The 22,532-nt window shown below is 72.9% G+C and carries 17 protein-coding genes and 1 pseudogene; 12 read left to right on the top strand and 6 right to left on the bottom strand.

The annotated features are described in order from the left end of the window. Positions 1 to 86 precede the first annotated feature (86 nt). The 4 genes from ilvC to T328_RS29305 all read left to right on the top strand — a co-directional run bounded on the left by ilvC (position 87) and on the right by T328_RS29305 (position 5,382). Entirely contained in the window at positions 87 to 1,085 is a 999-nt protein-coding gene (gene ilvC / locus T328_RS29290; RefSeq protein ID WP_496499223.1) for a ketol-acid reductoisomerase, read from the top strand. Positions 1,086 to 1,296: 211 nt separating this feature from the next. Beyond that, positions 1,297 to 2,919, top strand: a complete 1,623-nt coding sequence (serA, locus tag T328_RS29295) for a phosphoglycerate dehydrogenase (protein WP_496499224.1) — start codon at positions 1,297 to 1,299, stop codon at positions 2,917 to 2,919. Positions 2,920 to 3,141: 222 nt separating this feature from the next. Then, positions 3,142 to 3,798 carry a TetR/AcrR family transcriptional regulator gene (locus T328_RS29300; RefSeq protein ID WP_496499225.1) on the top strand — a complete coding sequence of 219 codons (657 nt, stop codon included), beginning with the start codon at positions 3,142 to 3,144 and terminating at the stop codon, positions 3,796 to 3,798. Positions 3,799 to 3,864: 66 nt separating this feature from the next. Further along, positions 3,865 to 5,382 (top strand): MFS transporter, encoded by a 1,518-nt coding sequence (locus T328_RS29305; RefSeq protein WP_496499226.1) that lies wholly within the window; start codon positions 3,865 to 3,867, stop codon positions 5,380 to 5,382. Positions 5,383 to 5,586: 204 nt separating this feature from the next. On the opposite strand, the gene T328_RS29310 is transcribed toward T328_RS29305, so the two are convergent. Then, positions 5,587 to 7,044, bottom strand: a complete 1,458-nt coding sequence (locus T328_RS29310) for a PucR family transcriptional regulator (protein ID WP_496499227.1) — start codon at positions 7,042 to 7,044, stop codon at positions 5,587 to 5,589. 130 nt (positions 7,045 to 7,174) lie between these two features. On the opposite strand from T328_RS29310, the gene T328_RS29315 reads away from it, so the two are divergent. From T328_RS29315 to T328_RS29330, 4 genes are all read left to right on the top strand, one after another. Beyond that, complete coding sequence (locus T328_RS29315; protein WP_496499228.1) at positions 7,175 to 8,101, top strand: proline dehydrogenase family protein; 927 nt, start codon at positions 7,175 to 7,177, stop codon at positions 8,099 to 8,101. A gap of 57 nt (positions 8,102 to 8,158) precedes the next feature. Further along, positions 8,159 to 9,790: an L-glutamate gamma-semialdehyde dehydrogenase gene (gene pruA, locus T328_RS29320; protein WP_496499229.1), complete on the top strand. Its 1,632-nt coding sequence runs from the start codon at positions 8,159 to 8,161 to the stop codon at positions 9,788 to 9,790. A 125-nt stretch (positions 9,791 to 9,915) separates the two neighbouring features. Next, on the top strand, positions 9,916 to 10,659 hold the full coding sequence (locus T328_RS29325; RefSeq protein WP_496499230.1) for an HAD family hydrolase: 744 nt from the start codon (positions 9,916 to 9,918) through the stop codon (positions 10,657 to 10,659). A 221-nt stretch (positions 10,660 to 10,880) separates the two neighbouring features. Then, on the top strand, positions 10,881 to 11,039 hold the full coding sequence (locus T328_RS29330) for a hypothetical protein (RefSeq protein ID WP_496499231.1): 159 nt from the start codon (positions 10,881 to 10,883) through the stop codon (positions 11,037 to 11,039). A gap of 6 nt (positions 11,040 to 11,045) precedes the next feature. Here the strand turns inward: T328_RS29330 and T328_RS29335 are convergent, their stop codons facing one another. Then, positions 11,046 to 12,653, bottom strand: a complete 1,608-nt coding sequence (locus tag T328_RS29335) for a purple acid phosphatase family protein (RefSeq protein ID WP_496499232.1) — start codon at positions 12,651 to 12,653, stop codon at positions 11,046 to 11,048. A 143-nt stretch (positions 12,654 to 12,796) separates the two neighbouring features. Here T328_RS29335 and T328_RS29340 point away from each other — a divergent pair, with 143 nt between their 5' ends. Next, positions 12,797 to 13,837, top strand: coding sequence for a 3-isopropylmalate dehydrogenase (locus T328_RS29340; protein WP_496499233.1), 1,041 nt, complete (start codon positions 12,797 to 12,799; stop codon positions 13,835 to 13,837). 271 nt (positions 13,838 to 14,108) lie between these two features. Further along, positions 14,109 to 15,218, top strand: a complete 1,110-nt coding sequence (locus T328_RS29345; protein WP_496499234.1) for a branched-chain amino acid aminotransferase — start codon at positions 14,109 to 14,111, stop codon at positions 15,216 to 15,218. Positions 15,219 to 15,303: 85 nt separating this feature from the next. Here the strand turns inward: T328_RS29345 and T328_RS29350 are convergent, their stop codons facing one another. After that, a complete protein-coding gene (locus T328_RS29350) occupies positions 15,304 to 16,380 on the bottom strand; it encodes a S1 family peptidase (protein WP_496499235.1) in 1,077 nt (358 codons plus the stop codon). Positions 16,381 to 16,766: 386 nt separating this feature from the next. On the opposite strand from T328_RS29350, the gene cimA reads away from it, so the two are divergent. After that, entirely contained in the window at positions 16,767 to 18,422 is a 1,656-nt protein-coding gene (gene cimA / locus T328_RS29355; protein WP_496499236.1) for a citramalate synthase, read from the top strand. On the opposite strand, the gene T328_RS29360 is transcribed toward cimA, so the two are convergent. From T328_RS29360 to T328_RS29370, 3 genes and pseudogenes are all read right to left on the bottom strand, one after another. After that, positions 18,343 to 18,735 (bottom strand): hypothetical protein, encoded by a 393-nt coding sequence (locus T328_RS29360; RefSeq protein ID WP_496499237.1) that lies wholly within the window; start codon positions 18,733 to 18,735, stop codon positions 18,343 to 18,345. The genes cimA and T328_RS29360 overlap by 80 nt on opposite strands. Then, positions 18,732 to 20,001: pseudogene (locus T328_RS29365) on the bottom strand (RNA-guided endonuclease InsQ/TnpB family protein). The gene T328_RS29360 and the pseudogene T328_RS29365 overlap by 4 nt, the downstream one beginning before the upstream one ends. A gap of 142 nt (positions 20,002 to 20,143) precedes the next feature. Next, on the bottom strand, positions 20,144 to 20,680 hold the full coding sequence (locus tag T328_RS29370) for a MarR family winged helix-turn-helix transcriptional regulator (RefSeq protein WP_496499238.1): 537 nt from the start codon (positions 20,678 to 20,680) through the stop codon (positions 20,144 to 20,146). A gap of 216 nt (positions 20,681 to 20,896) precedes the next feature. On the opposite strand from T328_RS29370, the gene T328_RS29375 reads away from it, so the two are divergent. After that, positions 20,897 to 22,504 (top strand): acyl-CoA carboxylase subunit beta, encoded by a 1,608-nt coding sequence (locus T328_RS29375; protein WP_496499239.1) that lies wholly within the window; start codon positions 20,897 to 20,899, stop codon positions 22,502 to 22,504. Positions 22,505 to 22,532 lie beyond the last annotated feature (28 nt).

A 22,532-nucleotide genomic window follows, 5' to 3' on the forward strand; every position in this document is an offset into this window, starting at 1 on the left:
CGTCAACCCCCGTTAACAATCCCCGACAGACCCCCACCGCGCCAGGCGTACGGTGGGCACATCCGCAAGACCGAGGAGAGACTTCAGTGGCCGAGCTGTTCTACGACGACGACGCCGACCTGTCCATCATCCAGGGCCGCAAGGTCGCGGTCCTCGGCTACGGCAGCCAGGGCCACGCCCACGCGCTGTCGCTGCGCGACTCCGGCGTGGACGTCCGCGTCGGGCTGCACGAGGGCTCCAAGTCGCGGGCGAAGGCCGAGGAGCAGGGTCTGCGCGTCGTCACCCCCGCCGAGGCCGCCGCCGAGGCGGACGTGATCATGATGCTGGTACCGGACCCGGTCCAGGGCCAGGTCTACGAGGAGTCCGTGAAGGACAACCTCAAGGACGGCGACGCCCTGTTCTTCGGCCACGGCCTCAACATCCGCTACGGGTTCGTCAAGCCGCCCGCCAACGTGGACGTCTGCATGGTCGCCCCGAAGGGCCCGGGCCACCTGGTCCGCCGCCAGTTCGAGGAGGGCCGCGGCGTGCCGTGTATCGCGGCCGTGGAGCAGGACGCCGGTGGCAACGCGTTCGCGCTGGCCCTGTCGTACGCGAAGGCCATCGGCGGCACCCGCGCCGGCGTCATCAAGACCACCTTCACCGAGGAGACCGAGACCGACCTCTTCGGCGAGCAGGCCGTGCTCTGCGGCGGCACCTCGGCGCTGGTGAAGGCGGGCTTCGAGACCCTGGTCGAGGCCGGCTACCAGCCGGAGATCGCGTACTTCGAGTGCCTGCACGAGCTGAAGCTCATCGTGGACCTCATGTACGAGGGCGGCCTTTCGAAGATGCGCTGGTCGGTCTCCGAGACCGCCGAGTGGGGCGACTACGTCTCCGGCCCGCGGATCATCAACGACAACACCAAGGCCGAGATGAAGAAGATTCTCGGCGAGATCCAGGACGGCTCGTTCGCCAAGGACTGGATGGCCGAGTACCACAACGGCCTCCCGCGCTACAACGAGTACAAGAAGCAGGACGGCGACCACCTCGTCGAGACCACCGGCAAGGAGCTGCGGAAGCTCATGAGCTGGGTCGACGACAAGGACTGAGCGAACCGGTCCCTCGAACGGGCGGTGGCGGGGCGCAGCGGGCCCGGCCACCGCCCGGCGCCACTACACTCTGGTACATCGCGCGTCAGGCTCACAGCGTCGTGTGTCCTTCAAACGCGGCAGCACGCGTCTGTCCGGCGGACCGGCGTTGCACCCCTCCACCTGCGGCCGTCGGGACGGCCGTCCCGCACAGGAATCCAGTGAGGACCACGTGAGCACTGCCCCAGCATCCGGCGCCACCGCCCCCGGGAAGCCGGCCGTACTGATCGCCGAGGAGCTCTCGCCGGCCACCGTCGACGCCCTCGGTCCCGACTTCGACATCCGCCACTGCAACGGCGCCGACCGGGCCGAGCTGCTCGCGGCCATCGCCGCCGTGGACGCGATCCTGATCCGCAGCGCCACCAAGGTCGACGCCGAGGCCGTCGCCGCCGCGCGGAAGCTGAAGGTCGTCGCCCGCGCGGGCGTCGGCCTCGACAACGTCGACGTACCCGCCGCCACCAAGGCCGGCGTGATGGTCGTCAACGCGCCGACCTCCAACATCGTCACCGCCGCCGAACTGGCCTGCGGCCTGATCATCGCCAGCGCCCGCAACATCCCGCAGGCCAACGCCGCGCTGAAGGCCGGTGAGTGGAAGCGCTCGAAGTACACCGGCGTGGAGCTGAACGAGAAGGTGCTCGGCGTCGTCGGCCTCGGCCGTATCGGCGTGCTCGTCGCCCAGCGCATGGCGGCGTTCGGCATGAGCGTCGTGGCGTACGACCCGTACGTGCAGGCGGCGCGCGCCGCGCAGATGGGCGTCCGGCTCGTCTCGCTGGACGAGCTGCTGGAGACCTCCGACTTCATCACCGTCCACCTGCCGAAGACCCCGGAGACCCTGGGCCTCATCGGCGACGAGGCGCTGCAGAAGGTCAAGCCGTCCGTCCGTATCGTCAACGCCGCCCGCGGCGGCATCGTCGACGAGGAGGCGCTGACCGCCGCGCTGAAGGAGGGCCGGGTCGCGGGCGCGGGCCTCGACGTCTACGCCACCGAGCCCTGTACGGACTCGCCGCTGTTCCAGTTCGACAGCGTCGTCGCCACCCCGCACCTCGGCGCCTCCACCGGCGAGGCGCAGGAGAAGGCGGGCATCTCGGTGGCCCGCTCGGTGCGCCTCGCGCTCGCCGGGGAGCTGGTGCCGGACGCGGTCAACGTCCAGGGTGGCGTCATCGCCGAGGACGTACGTCCCGGGCTGCCGCTGGCGGAGAAGCTGGGCCGGATCTTCACGGCGCTCGCCGGCGAGGTCGCGGTCCGCCTCGACGTGGAGGTGTGCGGCGAGATCACCCAGCACGACGTGAAGGTGCTGGAGCTGTCCGCGCTCAAGGGCGTCTTCGAGGACATCGTCGCCGAGACCGTGAGCTACGTGAACGCGCCGCTGTTCGCGCAGGAGCGCGGCGTCGAGGTGCGGCTGACCACCAGCTCGGAGTCGAACGAGCACCGTAACGTGGTGACCGTGCGCGGCACGCTGGCGAGCGGCGAGGAGGTGTCGGTCTCCGGCACTCTCTCCGGGCCGAAGCACCAGCAGAAGATCGTCGCCGTCGGCGAGCACGACGTGGACCTGGCGCTCGCCGATCACATGGCGTTCTTCAGCTACGCCGACCGCCCCGGCGTCGTCGGCACCATGGGCCGGATCCTGGGCGAGGCGGGCATCAACATCGCCGGCATGCAGGTGTCCCGGGCCAAGGCCGGCGGCGAGGCGCTGGTCGCGCTGACGGTGGACGACACGATCCCGCCGGCCGTCGTGCAGGAGATCGCCGGCGAGATCGGCGCGGCCTCGGCGCGCGCGGTGAACCTCACCGAGTAGCGAACAGGTCCTCACCTCCTCACCCACGGGCACCGGGCCCGGGCGGGCGGCAGCGATGCCGCCGGTCCGGGCCCGTTCGCGTGTGCCCACCCGCCGCCCGGGGCGGGATGCGGAGGATCTTCGCGCGGCCCTCTATCACTTCCCCTCAGATGGATGAAATCTCTCCGGTGCCCTCCTACGGTGCGGGTAAGTGGAGAATTTCCCTTCGGTTGAGGAGCGGCCATGCGGACCCGGATGCGAGCGGACGCCCGACGGAACCGCGAGCTGATCCTGAAGGCGGCCGGCCAGGTCTTCGTGGGCGAGGGCCCCGACGCGCCGCTGGACGAGGTCGCCCGCCGGGCCGGCGTCGGCATCGCCACGCTCTACCGCAACTTCGCCAGCCGTGAGGCGCTGATCCGCGGCGTCGCCGCCGCCACGCTCACCGCGCTGAGCGGCGCCGCCCGGGAGGCGCTGGCGAGCGACGAGGAGCCGTTCGAGGCGCTGCGCCGGTTCGCCCACGCGGCGCTCAGGCTGCGCATCGGCGCGGTGCTGCCCGCGCTCTCCGGCCGGATCCGGATCGACGAGGAGCTGGCGGAGCTGCGCGCGGCGACGTTGCGGTCGGTGCAGGAGCTGATCGTACGGGCGCAGCGGGCCGGCCAGGTCCGCGAGGACGTCGTTCTGGGCGACGTTCCGTTCATGGTCATGCGGCTCACGCTGCTGCTGCCCGGCGGCGGGCTGCCCGAGGACGAGGCGCTCGCGCACCGCCATCTGGAGGTCTACCTCGACGGGCTGCGCCCCGAGGCCGCCCGCGCCCGCGGCACCGCGCTGCCCGGCCCCGCCATCACCGCGGAGCGCTTCATGCGAGTCACGGACCGCATCGTCGGCGGGGAGCCCCGCTAGCGCCCGTACCGCCCGAGAGACACGCCGCCACCCGAAACCGAAAGCACGCACGAGAAAGGCAATGACATGGACACTACAAAGAACACCGCGGAGGCCAACCCGCGGCGTTGGCTTGCGCTGGCCTTCATCGGGCTGGCGCAGTTGATGATCGTGCTGGATGTCACGATCGTGAACATCGCGCTGCCGTCCGCGCAGGCGGATCTGGAGATCTCCGACGGGGACCGGCAATGGGTGATCACCGCGTACACCCTGGCCTTCGGCGGCCTGCTGCTGCTGGGCGGCCGGATCGCCGACTACGCCGGCCGCCGCCGCGCGTTCCTGACCGGGCTGGTCGGCTTCGCCGCCGCCTCCGCCGTCGGCGGCGCGGCACCGAACTTCGCCGCCCTCCTCAGCGCCCGCGCCGCGCAGGGCGCCTTCGCCGCCCTCCTCGCCCCGGCGGCGCTGTCGCTGCTGACGACCAGCTTCACCGAGCAGCGGGAACGCGCCCGCGCGTTCGGGATCTTCGGCGCGATCGCCGCCGGCGGCGGCGCCATCGGCCTGGTCACCGGCGGCGCGCTGACCGAGTACCTGGACTGGCGGTGGTGCCTGTACGTGAACGTGCCCATCGCCGTCGCCGCCGCGGCCGGCTGGTGGGTGCTGCCCGCCGACACCCGCTCCGACGTCCGCCGGAAGATCGACGTCCCCGGCGCCATCCTCGCCGTCACCGGCCTCGTCACCCTCGTCTACGGCTGCAGCGAGGCGGAGTCCGAGGGCTGGGACTCGGCGCTCGTGCTCGGTCTGCTGTTCCTGGGCGTGGCGCTGCTGACGGGGTTCGTGCTGTACGAGCGGAACGCCAAGGAGCCGCTGCTGCCGCTGCGGGTGGTGCTGAGCCGGGCCCGGGGGAGTGCCTTCCTGGGCATCGCGCTGGCGGCGGTCGGCATGTTCGCGATGTTCCTGTTCCTCACGTACTACATGCAGGTCGTCATGGGCTACTCCGCCCTGAAGACCGGCGTGGCGTTCCTGCCGCTCACCGCCGGGGTGCTGGCCGGCGCCGGCGGCCTGGCCACCCGGCTGCTGCCCAAGGTGCCGCCACGGGCACTGATCGCGCCCGGGCTGCTGTTCGCCGCGGCCGGCTCCGGCTGGCTGGCGACGCTGGACATCGACACCTCGTACGCGGCCGGAGTGCTGCCCGCCGAGCTGATCATGGGCTTCGGCATGGGCATGGTGATGGCCCCGGCCATCAACTACGCCACCCACGGCGTCCGCGAGGAGGAGGCCGGCGTCGCCTCGGCGACGGTCAACACCTCCCAGCAGATCGGCGGTTCGATCGGCACCGCGCTGCTCAACACGGTGGCCACCACTACCACCGCCGACTACCTCGCCGAGCGCGTGCCGGACGCGGGGGCCGCGGAGGAGCGGCGCGCGGCGGGCGGGGCGGTGCCGCCGGTGGTCAAGGAGGGCCTGGTCGAGGGCTTCGCGTCCGCGTACACGATGGCGTCGGTCATCTTGCTCGCCGCGGCGGTGGTCGTGGCGGTGCTGATGAACACCCCCCGCCCCGACCGCACCAGCCCGGCAACCGCCACCCCGGCGGCCCACCTGGGCTGAGCCCCGCACCGGCCGCCCGGCGGCGGCCCCGGCGGGTGCGCGTGCCGGCGTGCCGGAGCCGGGGTCCCGTACGGCGGCGATGGCGGGTCCCCGTGTCCGAAGCCGGCGACCGCCCCTGTGCCCGGCCGCCCGGCGGCGGGCGCGGCGGGAGGGGATCGCGTGCGGTGCCGGTGGGCTGTGTCCGCGTCCGCGTACGGGCCGCGGTCACAGGCGGGCGGACTTGAGGGACATGTGCAGGAGCAGGCGGTCCTCGCCCGCGGTGAGGTCGAGGCCGGTCAGCTCCTCCACCCGGGACAGCCGGTAGTACAGCGTCTGGCGGTGGATGCCCAGCGCGGCGGCCGTGCGGGCGGCCTGGCCGGCGTGGTCGAGGTAGACCTCGGCGGTGCGGGCCAGCCCGGCGTGGGCCGGCTCCAGCAGCCGCGCAACCGCCGGGTCGACGCCGCCGGGCAGGGCGGTGAGCAGCCGGTACGGGCCGATGTCCGGCCACCGCGCCACCGGCCCCAGGTGCGGCGCGGCCCGCGCCGCCCGGGCGGCGGCCAGCGCCTCACGCCAGGTGCCGGGCAGCCCGTCGAGCCCGGCCCGCCCGGCGCCGACGCCGGCGACGACGTCCGCGGCGCCCGACGCGGTCGCCGCCCCGGCGGCCCCGCCGGGGCGGGTACGGGCCCCGCCCGCCGCTCCGCGCCGTACCTCCGCCGGCACCTCACCCGGCGCGCTCGTCCCCGCGCCGCTCCACGCCGCCCCCGGCGCCCCGCCCCCTCCGGCGTGCCGCAGCCGCTCCGCCGCCGTCACCGCCGGTTCCACCGCACTCGCGGACGGCAGGAGCACCAGCGCCGCCAGCGCCCGTACCGGCGCCGCCCGGTCCCCGGCTCCCTCCTCCGCGCCGGTTCGCGCCTCGCCGCCGGCTGCCCGTATCCCCGCGCCCGTCCGTGCCCCGGCGCCCGTACCCCCGGCGCCCGTACCCGCCGCGCCCCAGCCGCCGGCGCCGCCCCGTACCCGCACCACCGCAGTCGCCGCCGTCCGCGGCAGACCCGGGCCCGGCGCCGCCGGGTCCGCCGGCCGCCACGGCAGCACCGCCACCGCCGCCACCGGCCCCGCCGCACCGCCCGGCAGCGCGTCCCGCAGCTCCGCCAGCGCCGCGTCCCGCCCCGCCGCCGGACCCGCCAGCACGTCGTGCAGCAGCATCCCCGCCGCCGCCCCCGCCCGGGTCTCCGCCGCCAGCAGCGCCCCGATCCGCTCCGCCGTCCGCATGGCCCGCGCGATCCGCGGATCCGGCGCCCGGCCCGGCCCGCCCAGCTCGACGTCGGCCAGGTGCCCGTCGTCGAGCAGCCAGACGTACCCCTGCACCACCCCGTCGTGCCGCGCCGGCAGACAGATCCGCCCGGTGAGCACCCCCGCGGAGGGATCCGGCGGGATCCGCATCGGGCCGGTCGCGCGGGCGATCCCGTACGCCTCGAACCACGCCCGCACCGCCGCCGTCGAGCGCCGGTGCAGGATGGACTTCGTACGGACCGGGTCCATGAGCGAGGAGACGCCGCCCGACGAGCCGTCGCCGGTGTCGTGGACGCCGAATGCGATCAACCCGAAGTCCCGGTCCTCCAGGGTGGCGGGGGCGCCGAGCGCCGCCGAGACCTCGTCCACCAACTGCTGGTAGTCGCCGCGCATGAGAGCAGCGTCTCATACATCTGTATGAGAGCGGGCTCCCGGATGCGTGACAGCTGTCGATGGCCCAGGATCGGAGCGATCCTTAGATTTCAGGGAGGAGTTACCTGCGCCCCGACCGTGGAGGTGCCCCGTGCTGGGTCCCGTGCTTCTCGCCGCCGCGCGCAGCGACGGAATCCGTCGCGTCGTCTCGGCCGCACCGGTCAGCCGCCGGGTGGTCACGCGCTTCGTCGCCGGCGAGGAGCTGGCCGACGCCGTCGCCACCGTCCGCGACCTGGCCGGCCGCGGGCTGTCGAGCACCCTCGACCACCTCGGGGAGGACGTCACCGACCCCCGCGAGGCGCTGCGCGCCCGGGACGCGTACCTCCGGCTGACCGAGGCGCTCCACGACGAGGGGCTCGGCGACCGCGCCGAGATGTCCGTGAAGCTCTCCGCCTTCGGCCAGGCGCTGCCCGGCGGCCACGACCTCGCGCTCGCCCACGTCACTCCGGTGGTCGAAGCCGCCGCCGCGGCCGGCACCACGGTCACCCTCGACATGGAGGACCACACCACCGTCGACTCCACCCTCGCCGTCCTGCGCACCCTGCGCGAGCGCTTCCCGCAGACCGGCGCCGTGCTGCAGTCGTACCTCTTCCGCACCGAGGAGGACAGCCGGGCCCTCGCCGGCGAGGGCTCCCGGGTGCGGCTGGTGAAGGGCGCGTACAAGGAGCCGGCCGTCGTCGCCTTCCAGAACCCGCTGGAGGTGGACCGGTCGTACGTACGCTGCCTGAAGATCCTCATGACCGGGCGCGGCTACCCCATGATCGGCACGCACGACCCCCGGATGATCGCCATCACCCAGGACCTGGCGCGCCGCCACGGCCGCAAACCGGACGAGTACGAGTTCCAGATGCTCTACGGAATCCGCCCGCAGGAGCAGCTCCGCCTGGTGGCCGAGGGCCACCGGGTGCGCGTCTACACCCCGTACGGCACCGACTGGTACGGCTACTTCATGCGCCGGCTCGCCGAACGCCCGGCGAACACGGCCTTCTTCCTGCGTGCACTCGCGAGCCGCCGCTGAAGACCACCGCCGACGACCCCCGCAAGACCCTCCGCACCTCGAAGGAGATCGGCAACGATGGACGCTGTGACCCAGGTCCCCGCCCCGTACAACGAGCCGGTGCACACCTACGCCCCCGGCACGCCGGAGCGCGCGCGGCTGGAGGCCAAGCTCAAGGAGCTGGCCGAGAGCCCCATGGAGCTGCCGATGACCATCGGCGGCGTGCGCCGCATGGGCGGCGGCGCGCGCGTCGACGTCGTGCAGCCGCACAAGCACAAGGCCGTCCTCGGCACGTACGGCACCGCCACCCGCGCCGACGCGCAGGACGCGATCGACGCCGCCCTGGCCGCCGCCCCCGGCTGGCGCGCGCTGTCCTTCGACGACCGGGCCGCGATCCTGCTCAAGGCCGCCGACCTGCTGGCCGGCCCGTGGCGCGAGACGATCGCCGCCTCCACCATGCTCGGCCAGTCGAAGACCGCGCAGCAGGCGGAGATCGACGCGCCCTGCGAGCTGGTCGACTTCTGGCGCTTCAACGTCCACTTCGCCCGGCAGATCATGGACGAGCAGCCGCCGATCCAGCCGCCCGGCGTGTGGAACCGGCTCGACCACCGCCCGCTAGAGGGCTTCGTCTACGCGATCACGCCCTTCAACTTCACCGCGATCGCCGGCAACCTGCCGACCGCGCCCGCCCTCATGGGCAACGTCGTCGTCTGGAAGCCCTCGCCGACCCAGACCCACGCCGCGGTGCTGCTCATGCGGCTGCTGGAGGAGGCCGGGCTGCCGCCCGGCGTCATCAACCTCGTCACCGGCGACGGCAAGGACGTCTCCGAGGTCGCGCTGCCGCACCCGGACCTGGCCGGCATCCACTTCACCGGCTCCACCCGCACGTTCCAGCACCTGTGGGGCGAGGTCGGCAGGAACCTGCCCGGCTACAAGGCGTACCCCCGGATCGTCGGCGAGACGGGCGGCAAGGACTTCATCGTCGCCCACCCGAGCGCGGACCCGGCGAAGCTGAAGACCGCGATCACCCGCGGCGCCTTCGAATACCAGGGCCAGAAGTGCTCGGCCGCCTCCCGCGCGTACGTCCCGCGCTCCCTGTGGGACGGGGGCCTGAAGGACTCGCTCGTCACGGAGACCGAGGGCCTCGCCATGGGCGACGTGACGGACCTGGCGAACTTCGTCGGCGCCGTCATCGACGACCGGGCGTTCGCCAAGAACAAGGCCGCGATCGACCGCGCGAAGGCCGACCCGGCGTGCGACATCGTCGCGGGCGGCACGTACGACGACTCCGTCGGCTACTTCGTCCGCCCGACCGTCGTCGTCTGCTCCGACCCGGAGAACGAGGTGTTCACCGAGGAGTACTTCGGCCCGATCATCGCGGTGCACGTGTACGAGGACGACTTGTACGACGCGATGCTGGAGCAGATGGAGTCCGTCGCCGCGTACGCCCTGACCGGCGCGGTCCTCGCGCAGGACCGCACGGTCATCGCCGAGACGACGCGCAGGCTGCGCTTCGCGGCCGGCAACTTCTACGTCAACGACCGGCCCACCGGCTCGATCGTCGGCCAGCAGCCCTTCGGTGGTGCCCGCGCCTCCGGCACCAACGACAAGGCGGGCTCGAAGTTCAACCTGCTGCGCTGGTCCTCGCCGCGCGTCATCAAGGAGACGATGGACGCCCCGACCGACTACCGCTACCCCCACATGGGCTGACGCCCGCCGGGCCGCCCCCGGGCGGCCCCTCCCGAACGCCGCCCCCGGTCGCCACCCCCGTCGGCCGGGGGCGGCCGGCGTGCGCGGACTGGGCGGCGGCCGACCCGGACCGTTACCGTCGTGACATGCGGATCCTCGCCGTGGTCTGGGACATCGACGACACGATCTTCGACCACTCGGGCGCCGAGCGGCGCGCCGCCCTGGAGCACCTGACCGCCCGCGGGCTGCTGGGCCGGTACGCCTCCCCGGACGAGGCCGCCGCGCACTGGCACGCGGTCTCCGAGGAGTACGTGGAGCGCTACCTGGCCGGCGAGTTCACCTTCCTGGCCCAGCGCCGCGAGCGGGCCCGGGTGCTGGCGGACCGGCCGCTGACCGACGCCGAGGCCGACGCCTGGATGGCCGGCTACCTGGCCGCGTACCGGCGGTACTGGCGGGTCTTCCCGGACGTCGTACCGGCGCTCGACGGCCTCGCCCCGCGCCGGCGGCACGGCCTGCTGTCCAACAACAGCGCCCCGCACCAGGAGGAGAAGCTCCGCGCCATCGGCGTGCACGACCGCTTCGAGGCGCTGGTGTGCTCCGAGGAACTGGGCATCGCCAAGCCCGCCCCCGGCGCCTTCCACGCCGCCTGCGCCGCGCTCGGGCTGCCGCCGGGGCGCGTCGCGTACGTCGGCGACCGGCCGGACACCGACGCGGCGGCGGCGGACGCGGCGGGGCTGACGGGGATCTGGCTGGACCGGTCCGCCGCCGAGGCACCCGCGCGGGCATCCGGGCAGGCATCCGCGCGCCGCCTCGCGCAGGCGCCCGCGGGTGTGCGCCGCATCACCTCGCCCGCACAGCTGGCGGCGCTGCTCGACACCCTCGACTCGTGACGATCACCGCAGGTCGTTGGGGGTGCCGTCTCAGATAGTAGGAAGCCCGAGTAAATGGCGAGACAAGAACGCTTTGACGTCCTACTTTTATAGGAGCCGAACGCTCGCGGAACAGCGACGGTGGTCGAGGCTTGGCGCCTCTCAGGCAGGCGACCCCTGCGGCGCCGCTCCCGCCCCAGCGGCGTCCCCACGTATCTCCAGCACCCTTCAGGAGCTGCCCCATGGCTGCCACCACCACGGTCCGCCGCGCCCGCCACTCCGCCCGCACCGGGCAGAGCGAGGAGCGCACACGTGACAACGCCGTCGCCCGCAAGAACGCCGCCGCCGCGCTGCAGCGGGCGTTCGACCGCCGCGACAACGGCGGCGCGACCGGTCACTGAGCCCGCTCAGCGGCCCCGTACCAGCTCGAAGTGGTCGATCCGCGTGCCGTCGTCGGCGTACGCGGCGACCCGTAGCGCGGGCGAGGCGCCCGGCAGGGACTCGACCGCGAGGAACGAGTAGCCCGTGTAGCGCACCCGTGACCACTCGACGCCCTCCGGCGCCTTCGCACCCGACCGGGTCCAGCGGAACGTCTGCACCACGTCCCGGTCGCGGCGCCGGCCCTCGTAGGTGTCCGGCGCGCTGAAGTCGTACAGCTTGCGCCCGCCGCCGCCCGCGGTGACGTAGACCGCACCGTGGCGCTCGGTGTCCACGGACCCGCCGACGGGCAGCGGGCGGGTCAGGGCCCCCGCGCGGAGCGCGTCGGTGCGCTCGTAGACGTGGTTGTGGCCGTTGACCACGAGGTCCACCCGGTGCTTGTCGAGCAGCGGCGTGAAGTGCTCCCGCACCCCGCCGTCCGAGGCGTGCGTGCTGGTGGAGTAGGCGCAGTGGTGGAAGAAGACCACGACGAAGTCGACGTCCGCGGCCGTACGCAGCTCCGCAAGGCGCCGGTCCAGCCAGCGCACCTGGGCGCCGTCGGTGAAGCCGAGGTTGGCCGGGATCTCGTACGACACGTCGTTGGCGTCCAGCGCCACGACGGCGACGTTGCCGTAGACGAAGGAGTACGCACTCGGCGCCTCGCGCGGGTCGAAGCCGTTGTCCGGCAGCGTCCAGCGCGCCCGCTGGCCGCCGTAGCCGTTGGGGGAGTACCACGCCTCCATGTCGTGGTTGCCCATCGCCGGCATCCACGGGACCCGGGAGGCCACCGGGTCGATCTGCCGCAGGAAGCGGTCCCACACCCGGGCGTCGTAGCGGCCGGTCTCCAGGCCGAGTCCGGAGTCCTCGGCGTAGCAGATGTCGCCGGCGTGCAGGTGGAATGCCGGAGGGCCGCCGGGCAGGGCGGCGATGCCCCGGGTGATCGCGCGGGCGGCGCGGCCGGTGCCCTGGTCGCCGAAGGCGGTGAAGACGAAGCGCTCCGGCCGGGCGGGCGCGGTGGTGAACCCGGCGAGGTGCTCGGCGGCGCCGTGGGCAGCCGCGCGGGGCGGGATGGCGGGGTCGAACTCGTCGTGGCCGAGGCCGTAGACGTACGCCGTGCCTGGCTCCAGGCCGTCGAGCGCGGCGTGCACGTAGTGCTGCTCCACCGCCGGGAGGCCGTTCAGCGCCGGGGTCTTCAGCGGCCGGATCTCGGCCTCGACGCGCTCGCCGAGTTCGCCGCGGTCCGTGCCGAAGCGCACGTACGGGCGGCGCACCGGCAGCGGGAGCTGCCAGCCGACGCGCATCTGGGTGCGCGGGTCGGCGCCGAACGCCAGATGCCGGCCGAACGCCGCCGGCGCCCCGGTGGGCGCGGGGGCGGCGGTGCCCGCCGGGGAGTGGTCCGTACGCCCGGACCCCCCGCCGCCGTCGCCCCCGCCCGCATCGCCGTTGCACCCGGCGAGCAGCAGCCCGCCGGCCAGCCCGCCCGCGCCCGTGGTGACGACGCGGCGCCGCGAGTACCTGCCGCGCAGGTACTCGTGCTGCTCGGCCATGCTCATGGTGCGGGCGAGGCGTGGGGGGATGCCGAAGCCGGGAGTGTCCATATCACCGAGCCTTCCCTGCCGGGGCCGACGCACCGGCGAACTGCCGCCGTCGGCGTGGTGAACGCCTCCGGCCTGTCCCCATCCCGTGTCCACATCCCGGACGGCGGTGTCATCCCGCAAGACGTAGCGCGTAGGCTCCCCGCATGTCTCGCAGCATTCGTCTCGCGTCCATTCCCGGCGACGGCATCGGCCCCGAGGTCGTGGCCCAGGGCCTGAAAGTGCTCTCCGCCGTTCTGCCGCAGGACGTGAAGCTGGAGACCGAGAGCTACGACCTGGGCGCCCGCCGCTGGCACGCCACCGGCGAGACCCTGCCGGACGCGGAGCTGGCGGCGCTCAAGGAGTACGACGCGATCCTGCTCGGCGCCATCGGCGACCCCTCGGTGCCGTCCGGCGTGCTGGAGCGCGGGCTGCTGCTGAAGCTGCGCTTCGCCTTCGACCACTACGTGAACCTGCGCCCGTCGAAGCTCTTCCCCGGCACCGACACCCCGCTCGCCGGCCGCCCCGACATCGACTTCGTCGTCGTCCGCGAGGGCACCGAGGGCCCGTACACCGGCAACGGCGGCAGCCTGCGTACCGGCACCCCGGCCGAGGTGGCCACCGAGGTCAGCGTCAACACCGCGTACGGCGTGGAGCGGGTCGTCCGGGACGCGTACGAGCGCGCCCAGGCCCGCCCGCGGCGGAAGCTGACCCTCGTGCACAAGAACAACGTGCTCGTCTACGCCGGCCATCTGTGGAAGGACACCTTCGACCGGGTCGGCGCCGAGTACCCCGACGTCACCACGGACTACCTGCACGTCGACGCCGCGACGATCTTCCTCACCACCCAGCCTGAGCGCTTCGACGTGATCGTCACCGACAACCTCTTCGGCGACATCCTCACCGACCTCGCCGCCGCCATCAGCGGCGGCATCGGCCTCGCCGCCTCCGGGAACATCAACCCGGCCGGCACCTTCCCGTCGATGTTCGAGCCGGTCCACGGCTCCGCGCCGGACATCGCCGGCACCGGCAAGGCCGACCCGACGGCCACGGTCCTGTCGGTCGCCCTGCTCCTGCGCCACCTCGGCTACGCCGCGCAGGCCACCCGCGTCGAGGAGGCCGTCGAGGCCGACCTCGCGGCGCGGGGCGCCACGGCGCGCACCACGGACGAGATCGGCGACGCGCTCGCCGCCCGAGTATCCGGCTGACCGCCGGGACCACACACGCTCGCCGCGGCCGGCCCGGCCGGTCAGGTTTCTCCGTACGGCCGACTGACCCTGCCCTGCGGGCGGGGTCGGTGCGACGATGACCCTTCGGGCCGCGTACCACCGCCGCGCTTGCCGCTGCCCACGCCCACGTCATAATCGACGGGGGGCCGTGGCACGGGGTAATGCTCGGACGTCCTAGTACCTTCGGGTGCGAGGACCCGGGTACGGGACGCGGTCCGCCACACACCGAACGGTGAAGGACACGAATCTCATGACCACGATCGAGCTCAAGCCGTCCGCGCACCCGCTGTCTGACGCGGAGCGCGAGGCGATCCTGACCAACCCCGGTTTCGGCAAGCACTTCACCGACCACATGGTCACGATCAAGTGGACCGAGGGCCGCGGCTGGCATGACGCGCAGCTCCAGCCGTACGCGCCGCTGACCCTCGACCCGGCGACGATGGCGCTGCACTACGGGCAGTCCATCTTCGAGGGGCTGAAGGCGTACCGGCAGCCCGACGGCAGCGTCCGCACCTTCCGGCCGGACGCCAACGCGCGCCGCTTCCAGCAGTCCGCCCGCCGGCTGGCGATGCCGGAGCTGCCCGTCGAGACCTTCGTGGAAGCCATCGACGTGCTGGTGCGCCAGGACAAGGCGTGGGTGCCGGGCACCGGCGAGGAATCGCTGTACCTGCGCCCGTTCATGTTCGCGACCGAGATCGGCCTGGGCGTGAACTCGCCGGCGCACGAGTACCTGTTCATGGTGCTGGCCTCGCCCGCGGGCGCGTACTTCCACGGCGGCATCAAGCCGGTGTCGGTGTGGCTCACCGAGGAGTACGTGCGCGCCGCGCCCGGCGGCACCGGCGAGGCGAAGTGCGCGGGCAACTACGCGGGTGCCATGGCCGCCACCCTCCAGGCCGTGCAGCAGGGCTGCGACCAGGTGGTGTGGCTGGACGCGGTGGAGCGCCGGTGGATCGAGGAGATGGGCGGGATGAACCTGTACTTCGTGCGGGGCGGCGGGCCCGGCGGGCAGGAAGGGGACGCGGAGGTGGTCACGCCCGAGCTGACCGGCACGCTGCTGCCCGGCATCACCCGCGACTCGCTGCTGACCATCGCCGCCGACCTCGGCTACCGGACCCGCGAGGTGCGGATCTCCAAGGAGGAGTGGCAGGCTGGCTGCGCGGACGGCACGATCTCGGAGACCTTCGCCTGCGGCACGGCGGCGGTCATCACGCCGGTGGGGCACGCGAAGTCCAGCACGGCGGAGTGGACGGTCGCGGACGGGGAGATGGGGCCGGTCACGGCGCGGCTGCGTAAGGCGCTGGTCGATGTGCAGACCGGGCAGGCGCCGGACCCGCACGGGTGGATGCACCCGCTGGGCTGACGACACGGTACGGGTACGGGTACGGGGCCGCCGCCGGAGTCCGGCGGCGGCCCCTCACTTGGGTGCCGTCGTGCCGCCGGTCGCGTCAGTAGACGGTGACGCCGTAGGCGCTGAGCGCCTCGGTGACCGGCTGGTGGATGGCGGAGCCGCTGCTGCCGGTGCAGCCCGCGCTGCCGGAGTGGATGCCGTACGCGACGGTGCCCGAGAAGTGCGCGCCGCCGCTGTCGCCGCCCGCGGAGCAGGCGGTGGTGCGGACCATGTTGTAGACCGGGCCGTCGCTGTAGTTGACGGTCACGTTCACCGCGGTCACGCTGCCGCTGGTGACCTGGGTGCTGGAGCCGCTCTTCTGGATGGCCTGGCCGACGACGGCGTTCGCGGCGCTGGCGATGTCCCGGCTGCTGCCGTTGTAGAGGTTCACGGTGCCGGCGGGGTTGGAGCCGTCCGTGTACCGGACGATGCCGTAGTCGTTGGTCGGGAAGCTGGTGCCCTCGCGGGTGCCGATGGCCGCGCCGCCGTTCGTGGCCGACCAGGAGGCGCCGGCGTTGGTGCAGTGGCCGGCGGTCACGAAGTAGCGGGCGTTGTTCTTCGTCACGTTGAACGCCGCGGAGCAGCGGTAGCCGCCGCCGAAGATCGCGTCGCCGCCGAGGACCTCCTCGCGGAACACCCCGGGAATCCGGTCCACCCGGGCCGCGCCGTCGAGGCTCTTCGCGACGCGCTGCAGCGTCGCGTACTCGGCGGCGGACACGGTGGAGTCGGCCTGCACGGCAATCTGGTTGGTGGCCGGATCGACACCCCAGGAGGTGCCGGTTATCTTCGCCCGCTCCTCGAAGGCGCCCATCGCGGAGCGCAGTTCTGCGGCGCTGTGCTCGACCAGTTCGGCGCGGGCGCCGGCCGCGCGGGCCTCGGCCGCGGCGGCCTTGTCGGTGACGGTCACGACCAGCTCGCCGGTGTCGGCGTCCAGGTACGTGCCGGCGCTGTCGGCGCCGAGGGCGCGCGCGACGTCGGCGTTGAGCGCGAGCGTCGCCGCGTCGGCCTTGACCCCCTGCTCGGGGCGGTCGGCCGGCGGGGGTGCCGCGGCGGCCGCGCCGCCGAGGGCGGCGGTGCCGAGCAGGAGAAGGGCGGCGAGGGTGCCGCCCAGGCGCGCGGACATCTGGGGTCTCATGCGGTGGTTCTCCTTTGTGTGAACCATGTGGGGTTCGTGGGGAGGTGGTGCCGTACCGACTGGTCGGGGACCAAATTGGCACGCGCATGTCACCGGCACAAGACCGCGTCACGCCGACCCCGGACGTACGAAACGTGGGCAGTCTGCCCGTATTGTGAGACGGGACTCCGGCCCGGGCCCGGGTTGTGCCAGACTGCCCGGCGTGACCACGTCTGCCGTCATGATTATTGGCAACAGGCGCGCCGGTCCGCGCTGACCCGTCCCGCGACTCGCACGCGGTGACGACTCACCGCGTCCCAGACCCGCGCGCAGACCTCTCGCGACCCGCGAGGGGTCTTTTGCATTTCCGGGACCGGAGAGCACACCATCCCGACAGGAGCACTTCGATGAGCACAGAGCCGGAAGCCCCCGAGACCCCCGAAACACCCGAAACCCCCGGCACCCCCGGTGACGGTTTCCACGTCTTCGACACGACGCTGCGCGACGGCGCGCAGCGTGAGGGCATCAGCCTCACCGTCGCGGACAAGCTGGCCATCGCCCGGCACCTCGACGACTTCGGCGTGGGCTTCATCGAGGGCGGCTGGCCCGGCGCGGTCCCCCGGGACACGGAGTTCTTCCGCCGCGCCCGCGACGAGGTCGACTTCCGGCACGCGCAGCTCGTCGCCTTCGGCTCCACCCGCAAGGCGGGCGTACGGGTCGAGGACGACCCGCAGGTGCGCGCGCTGCTGGAGTCCAAGGCCCCGGTCGTCACCGTGGTCGCCAAGTCGCACGACCGGCACGTGGAGCTGGCGCTGCGCACCACGCTCGCGGAGAACCTCGCGATGGTGCGCGACACGGTGGCGTTCCTCCGCGAGCACGGCCGCCGGGTCTTCGTCGACTGCGAGCACTTCTTCGACGGCCACCGCGCCAACGCCGCGTACGCCAAGCAGGTCGTCGCCGCCGCGCACGAGGCCGGCGCCGACGTCGTCGTGCTCTGCGACACCAACGGCGGCATGCTCCCCGGCCAGGTGCGCGAGACCGTCGCCGAGGTGCTGGCCGCGACCGGCGCCCGGCTCGGCATGCACGCGCAGGACGACTCCGGCTGCGGGGTGGCCAACACCCTGGCCGCCGTCGACGGCGGCGCCACGCACGTGCAGTGCACGGCCAACGGCTACGGCGAACGCGTCGGCAACGCCAACCTCTTCCCCGTGGTCGCCGCGCTGGAGCTGAAGTACGGGATGCGGGTGCTGCCCGCGGGCCGGCTGGCGGAGATGACCCGGATCTCGCACGCCGTCGCCGAGGTCGTCAACATCGCGCCCGCCACCCACCAGCCGTACGTGGGCGTCTCGGCCTTCGCCCACAAGGCCGGCCTGCACGCCTCCGCCATCAAGGTCGACCCCGACCTGTACCAGCACATCGACCCCGAGCTGGTCGGCAACCGGCTGCGCATGCTCGTCTCCGACATGGCCGGCCGGGCGTCCATCGAGCTGAAGGGCAAGGACCTCGGCCTCGACCTCGGCGACGACCGCGAGCTGCTGAGCCGGGTCGTGGAGCGGGTCAAGGAGAACGAGCACCGGGGGCTGACGTACGAGGCCGCCGACGCGTCCTTCGAGCTGCTGCTCCGCGAGGAGCTGCAGCTGCGCGAGTCCGGCCGGGCCCGGCGCTACTTCCGTACCGAGTCCTGGCGGGCCATCGCCGAGGACCGCCCGGACGGCACCCACGCCAACGAGGCCACGGTCAAGCTGTGGGCGAAGGGCGAGCGGACCGTCGTCACGGCGGAGGGCAAGGGCCCGGTCCACGCGCTGGACCGGGCGCTGCGGGTGGCGCTGGAGCGGATCTACCCCCAGCTGGCGGACTTCGAGCTGGTCGACTACAAGGTGCGGATCCTGGAGGGGACCCACGGCACGGAGTCGACGACGCGCGTGCTCATCACCACCGGCGACGGCCGCGGCGAGTGGGACACCGTCGGCGTCGCGGACAACGTCATCGCGGCGTCGTGGCAGGCGCTGGACGACGCATACGCGTACGGTCTGCTACGGGCCGGGGTCGTGCCGCAGGAGTAGCGGCGGGCGCCGCGGCGCCGCCGGTGTCCGCACCGGCTACGGCGGCGTCAGCGCCCTCCGCACCGCCGCCCGGCGCACCGTCGCCGTCCGGCTTCCGCGACCCGCCGGGCGTACGTGGCCGCAGCACCGCCAGGGTCACCACCGCCGCCGCGGCGACCAGCGCCGCCCCGATGCCGAACGCCAGCTGGAAGCCGCCCGTCAGCGCCGCGTCCCGCCCGTGCCCGGCCGCGCCCAGCGACTCCGTACGCCGTGCCGCCAGCGTCGTCAGCACCGCGACGCCCAGCGCGCCGCCGATCTGCTGGCCGGTGGTCAACTACGTGAGCCCTGAAGGCCCACGTTTGCAGTACGGGCATCACTGGCCGTGATGTGTCGTCCGCGTCCAGCACCCTGTGCGGGTGCAGGGGCGTGTGACTCCGCCCCGCGTCGCCACAACTCCCGTGCACGGGCACGGATGTTGCGGGAGGCATTGCGGTCGGCGTGCGCAACGACGCCGCACGACCGGCAGGCAAAGAATGCCTGAGATACCCGGTTCTTCTTGTCGACGTGCCCGCACTCCGCGCACAGGCGGGAGGTGTAGGCCGGATCGACGAACAGCACGGGGATACCGGCGCGGCGCGCCTTGTACCCCACGAACCGCCCGAGCTGGGCGAAGGCCCAGGAGTGCAGCGCGACCCTCCCCCAGCCTTCGGCCGGGCGGTGCCCCCAGGGCTTTCTCAGCCGTGCCCGCTCACGGATACCGGCAAGGTCTTCCATGCCGATTCCGCGCCCGGTGCGTTCAGCCTCGGTCACGATGCGCTTGGAGATGACGTGGTTGGCCTCAGTCGCCCTGCGGGACTCCTTGCGGCGCTTGCGCTTGAGGACCCGCTTGGCGGACTTGGTGCCCTTCTTCTGGAGCTTGGCCCGCAGGGTCAGATGCCGCTTGCGGTACCGGTTCAGGCGCCGTCCGGCGTGGATCGTCCCGTCCGAGGTGGTGGCGATGTTGGTGATGCCGAGGTCCACGCCGAGGAAATCTGTGGGGTCGATCTGCTCGGCCTGGGGAACCTCGCAGGTGGCGATGAGGAACCACATGCCGTCGCGATGGACGAGATCGCTTTCGCCCTTGCGGTGGGCGGCCAGCGTCTTCATGGCCTGCCCGGAGCAGGCGAATCGCACCCCCCGCAGACGACCGCCGGTGGTCCAGATCGACACCGTCCGGGCGTCGTACTGCCAGCTGAGGCAGCGGTCGTCATACGGCTGCGCCGCGTCCGGCCGGAAGGTGACCGGTTTGGACTCCGCCCGGCGGCGGCGCCTGGAGCCCGGTCTGCCGAGGTTCCCCGCCCGGATGTTCGCGGCCAGGGTGGTGTAGGCGTCGGCGACTTTCCGCACCACGTGCAGCGCGGGCTGAGCCGACAGCCCCCGACCCTTCAGCGCGATGTAGCCGAAACCCTGCAACGCCTTGCGGGTCCGGCTCTTTCCCGCCGCGTGCGTAGGCTTCGCCGGACAGCCAGTTCGCCGCCTCATTCACGGCACGCAGGGTGCATTCAAGAGCCCGCGCCTGCGCGGCATCCGGCAGCAGTTTGATCTGCACCACCAGCTTCACGCCCGCGACGCTACCGCCCCGGTGCGACAAACCGGTCCGGCGAGCACGCTATCACCCACCCCGGCGGGTGGGCGACTGTATGTTCGAATCTCTGGGTGTTGGCGCCCACACGGGCGGCATCGGTGCTCGGCGCTCCGCGCGGCTACCGCCGGGCCTGCCGCGCCCGGCGAACGGGCTGGTCGGACGGGACGGGTCGGGCGAGCAGGCCCGCCGTCAGGCTCTCCAGGGCGTCGACGAAGGCGTCCCGCTGCGCGGCCGGCAGGGAGTCGAGCACCTCCCGGTGCACCCGGTCGACGACCTCCTGGCCGCGCGCCGCGACCTTCGCGCCCGCCTCGGTGACGTGGATGATGCGGGCCCGGCGGTCGGTGCTCGACGGCCGCCGCTCGGCGTACCCCGCCTTCTCCAGGCCGTCCACGGTCACGACCATCGTCGTCTTGTCCATGCGTGCCAGCTCGGCGAGCTGGCCCTGGGTCCGCTCGGCCGCCAGTGCGTGCACGAGCACGCACTGCTCGCGCTGCAGGAGGCCCACCTCGCTCAGTGCGGCGGACAGGTGGGTGTTGAGCACGTGCGCGGTGTGCATGAGGTGGCCGGTCACGTCCGGCGCGGTGCGGGTGGGCGTGCGGGGTGCGGGTGTAGTTGCGGGTGTCGTTGCGGGTGTCGTTGCGGGTGAAGAGGTCATGGACGTAGGTTAACAAGAAGGTCTGCTACGGAACCTTCTCTCGTAACGACGATCTGTCCCACTGTGTTGTCGGAGCCCTACAGCCCGGGCCGACGTGTCGTTGGATGATGTGTGGCCCCGTCACTTGCGCGTAGTGCCGGATGCTCATGATTTTCGAGCCGACGTTGTAGGGAAATGACATAAGGTTCGACGTCCTCGTACCCGTACCGTCGTTGTATGACCACAGTGGACGACGCCCCCTCCGGCGCGGCAGTGGCGGCCGGCGTCACCGAGAACGAGGCCCGGGGGCGTGTGGCCGAGCTGCGCCGCATCCGCGAGCAGGCCCACGCGGGGCCCAGCGAGCGGGCGACCGCCGCGCAGCAGGCCAAGGGGAAGCTCACGGTCCGGGAGCGGATCGACCTGCTGCTGGACGAGGGGTCGTTCAACGAGGTGGAGCCGCTGCGCCGGCACCGGGCGACGGGCTTCGGCCTGGAGGCCAAGCGGCCGTACACGGACGGTGTGATCACCGGCTGGGGGACGGTCCACGGGCGGACGGTCTTCGTCTACGCCCACGACTTCCGGATCTTCGGCGGCGCCCTCGGCGAGGCGCACGCGTACAAGATCCACAAGATCATGGACAAGGCGATCGCGGCGGGTGCGCCGCTGGTCAGCCTCAACGACGGTGCGGGGGCGCGGATTCAGGAGGGCGTCTCGGCGCTCGCCGGGTACGGCGGCATCTTCCAGCGCAACACCCGCGCCTCGGGGGTCATCCCGCAGATCTCGGTGATGCTGGGCCCGTGCGCGGGCGGCGCGGCGTACTCGCCGGCGCTCACCGACTTCGTCTTCATGGTCCGTGAGACCTCGCAGATGTTCATCACCGGCCCTGACGTGGTCAAGGCGGTGACGGGCGAGGAGATCACCCAGAACGGCCTGGGCGGCGCGGACGTGCACGCGGAGACCTCCGGGGTGTGCCACTTCGCGTACGACGACGAGGCGACGTGCCTGGAGGAGGTGCGCTACCTGCTGTCGATGCTGCCGCAGAACAACCGGGAGAACCCGCCGGCCGTCACCGCCGAGGACCCGGCCGACCGCCGCGGCGACGCGCTGCTCGACCTGGTGCCGGCCGACGGCAACAGGCCGTACGACATGCGCAAGGTGATCGAGGAGATCGTCGACGACGGCGATTACCTGGAGGTGCACGAGCGCTGGGCGACCAACCTGCTCTGCGCGCTGACCCGGCTCGACGGCCAGGTGGTCGGCGTGATCGCCAACCAGCCGCAGTCGCTGGCGGGGGTGCTGGACATCGAGGCGAGCGAGAAAGGTGCCCGCTTTGTCCAGATGTGCGATGCTTTCAACATCCCGATCGTCACCCTGCTCGACGTGCCGGGGTTCCTGCCGGGCGTCGACCAGGAGCACGGCGGGATCATCCGGCACGGGGCGAAGCTGCTGTACGCGTACTGCAACGCCACCGTGCCGCGGATCTCGGTGGTCCTCAGGAAGGCGTACGGCGGCGCGTACATCGTCATGGACAGCCAGTCCATCGGCGCCGACCTGACGTACGCCTGGCCCACCAACGAGATCGCGGTGATGGGCGCCGACGGCGCCGCGAACGTCATCTTCCGGCGCGACATCGCGGCCGCGGAGGACCCCGAGGCCAAGCGCAGCGAGATGGTCAAGCAGTACAAGGCCGAGCTGATGCACCCGTACTACGCGGCCGAACGCGGCCTGGTGGACGACGTCATCGACCCCGCCGACACCCGCCGGACCCTCATCCGGTCCCTGGCGATGCTGCGTACGAAGCACGCGGACCTGCCGGCGCGCAAGCACGGCAACCCGCCGCAGTGATCCCCGCCGCCTCCGACCGCCCCGCAGC

The organism is Streptomyces sp. CNX435 (assembly GCF_059570575.1).

Coding starts and splice junctions, on each gene's coding strand:
- T328_RS29340 (WP_496499233.1), top strand. CDS start 12,797: ATGTCTCGCAGCATTCGTCTCGCGTCCATTCCCGGCGACGGCATCGGC.
- T328_RS29310 (WP_496499227.1), bottom strand. CDS start 7,044: ATGCGCGGCGACTACCAGCAGTTGGTGGACGAGGTCTCGGCGGCGCTC.
- T328_RS29375 (WP_496499239.1), top strand. CDS start 20,897: ATGACCACAGTGGACGACGCCCCCTCCGGCGCGGCAGTGGCGGCCGGC.
- pruA (WP_496499229.1), top strand. CDS start 8,159: ATGGACGCTGTGACCCAGGTCCCCGCCCCGTACAACGAGCCGGTGCAC.
- T328_RS29305 (WP_496499226.1), top strand. CDS start 3,865: ATGGACACTACAAAGAACACCGCGGAGGCCAACCCGCGGCGTTGGCTT.
- T328_RS29330 (WP_496499231.1), top strand. CDS start 10,881: ATGGCTGCCACCACCACGGTCCGCCGCGCCCGCCACTCCGCCCGCACC.
- T328_RS29345 (WP_496499234.1), top strand. CDS start 14,109: ATGACCACGATCGAGCTCAAGCCGTCCGCGCACCCGCTGTCTGACGCG.
- T328_RS29370 (WP_496499238.1), bottom strand. CDS start 20,680: ATGACCTCTTCACCCGCAACGACACCCGCAACGACACCCGCAACTACA.
- T328_RS29325 (WP_496499230.1), top strand. CDS start 9,916: ATGCGGATCCTCGCCGTGGTCTGGGACATCGACGACACGATCTTCGAC.
- T328_RS29350 (WP_496499235.1), bottom strand. CDS start 16,380: ATGAGACCCCAGATGTCCGCGCGCCTGGGCGGCACCCTCGCCGCCCTT.
- T328_RS29335 (WP_496499232.1), bottom strand. CDS start 12,653: ATGGACACTCCCGGCTTCGGCATCCCCCCACGCCTCGCCCGCACCATG.
- cimA (WP_496499236.1), top strand. CDS start 16,767: ATGAGCACAGAGCCGGAAGCCCCCGAGACCCCCGAAACACCCGAAACC.
- T328_RS29300 (WP_496499225.1), top strand. CDS start 3,142: ATGCGGACCCGGATGCGAGCGGACGCCCGACGGAACCGCGAGCTGATC.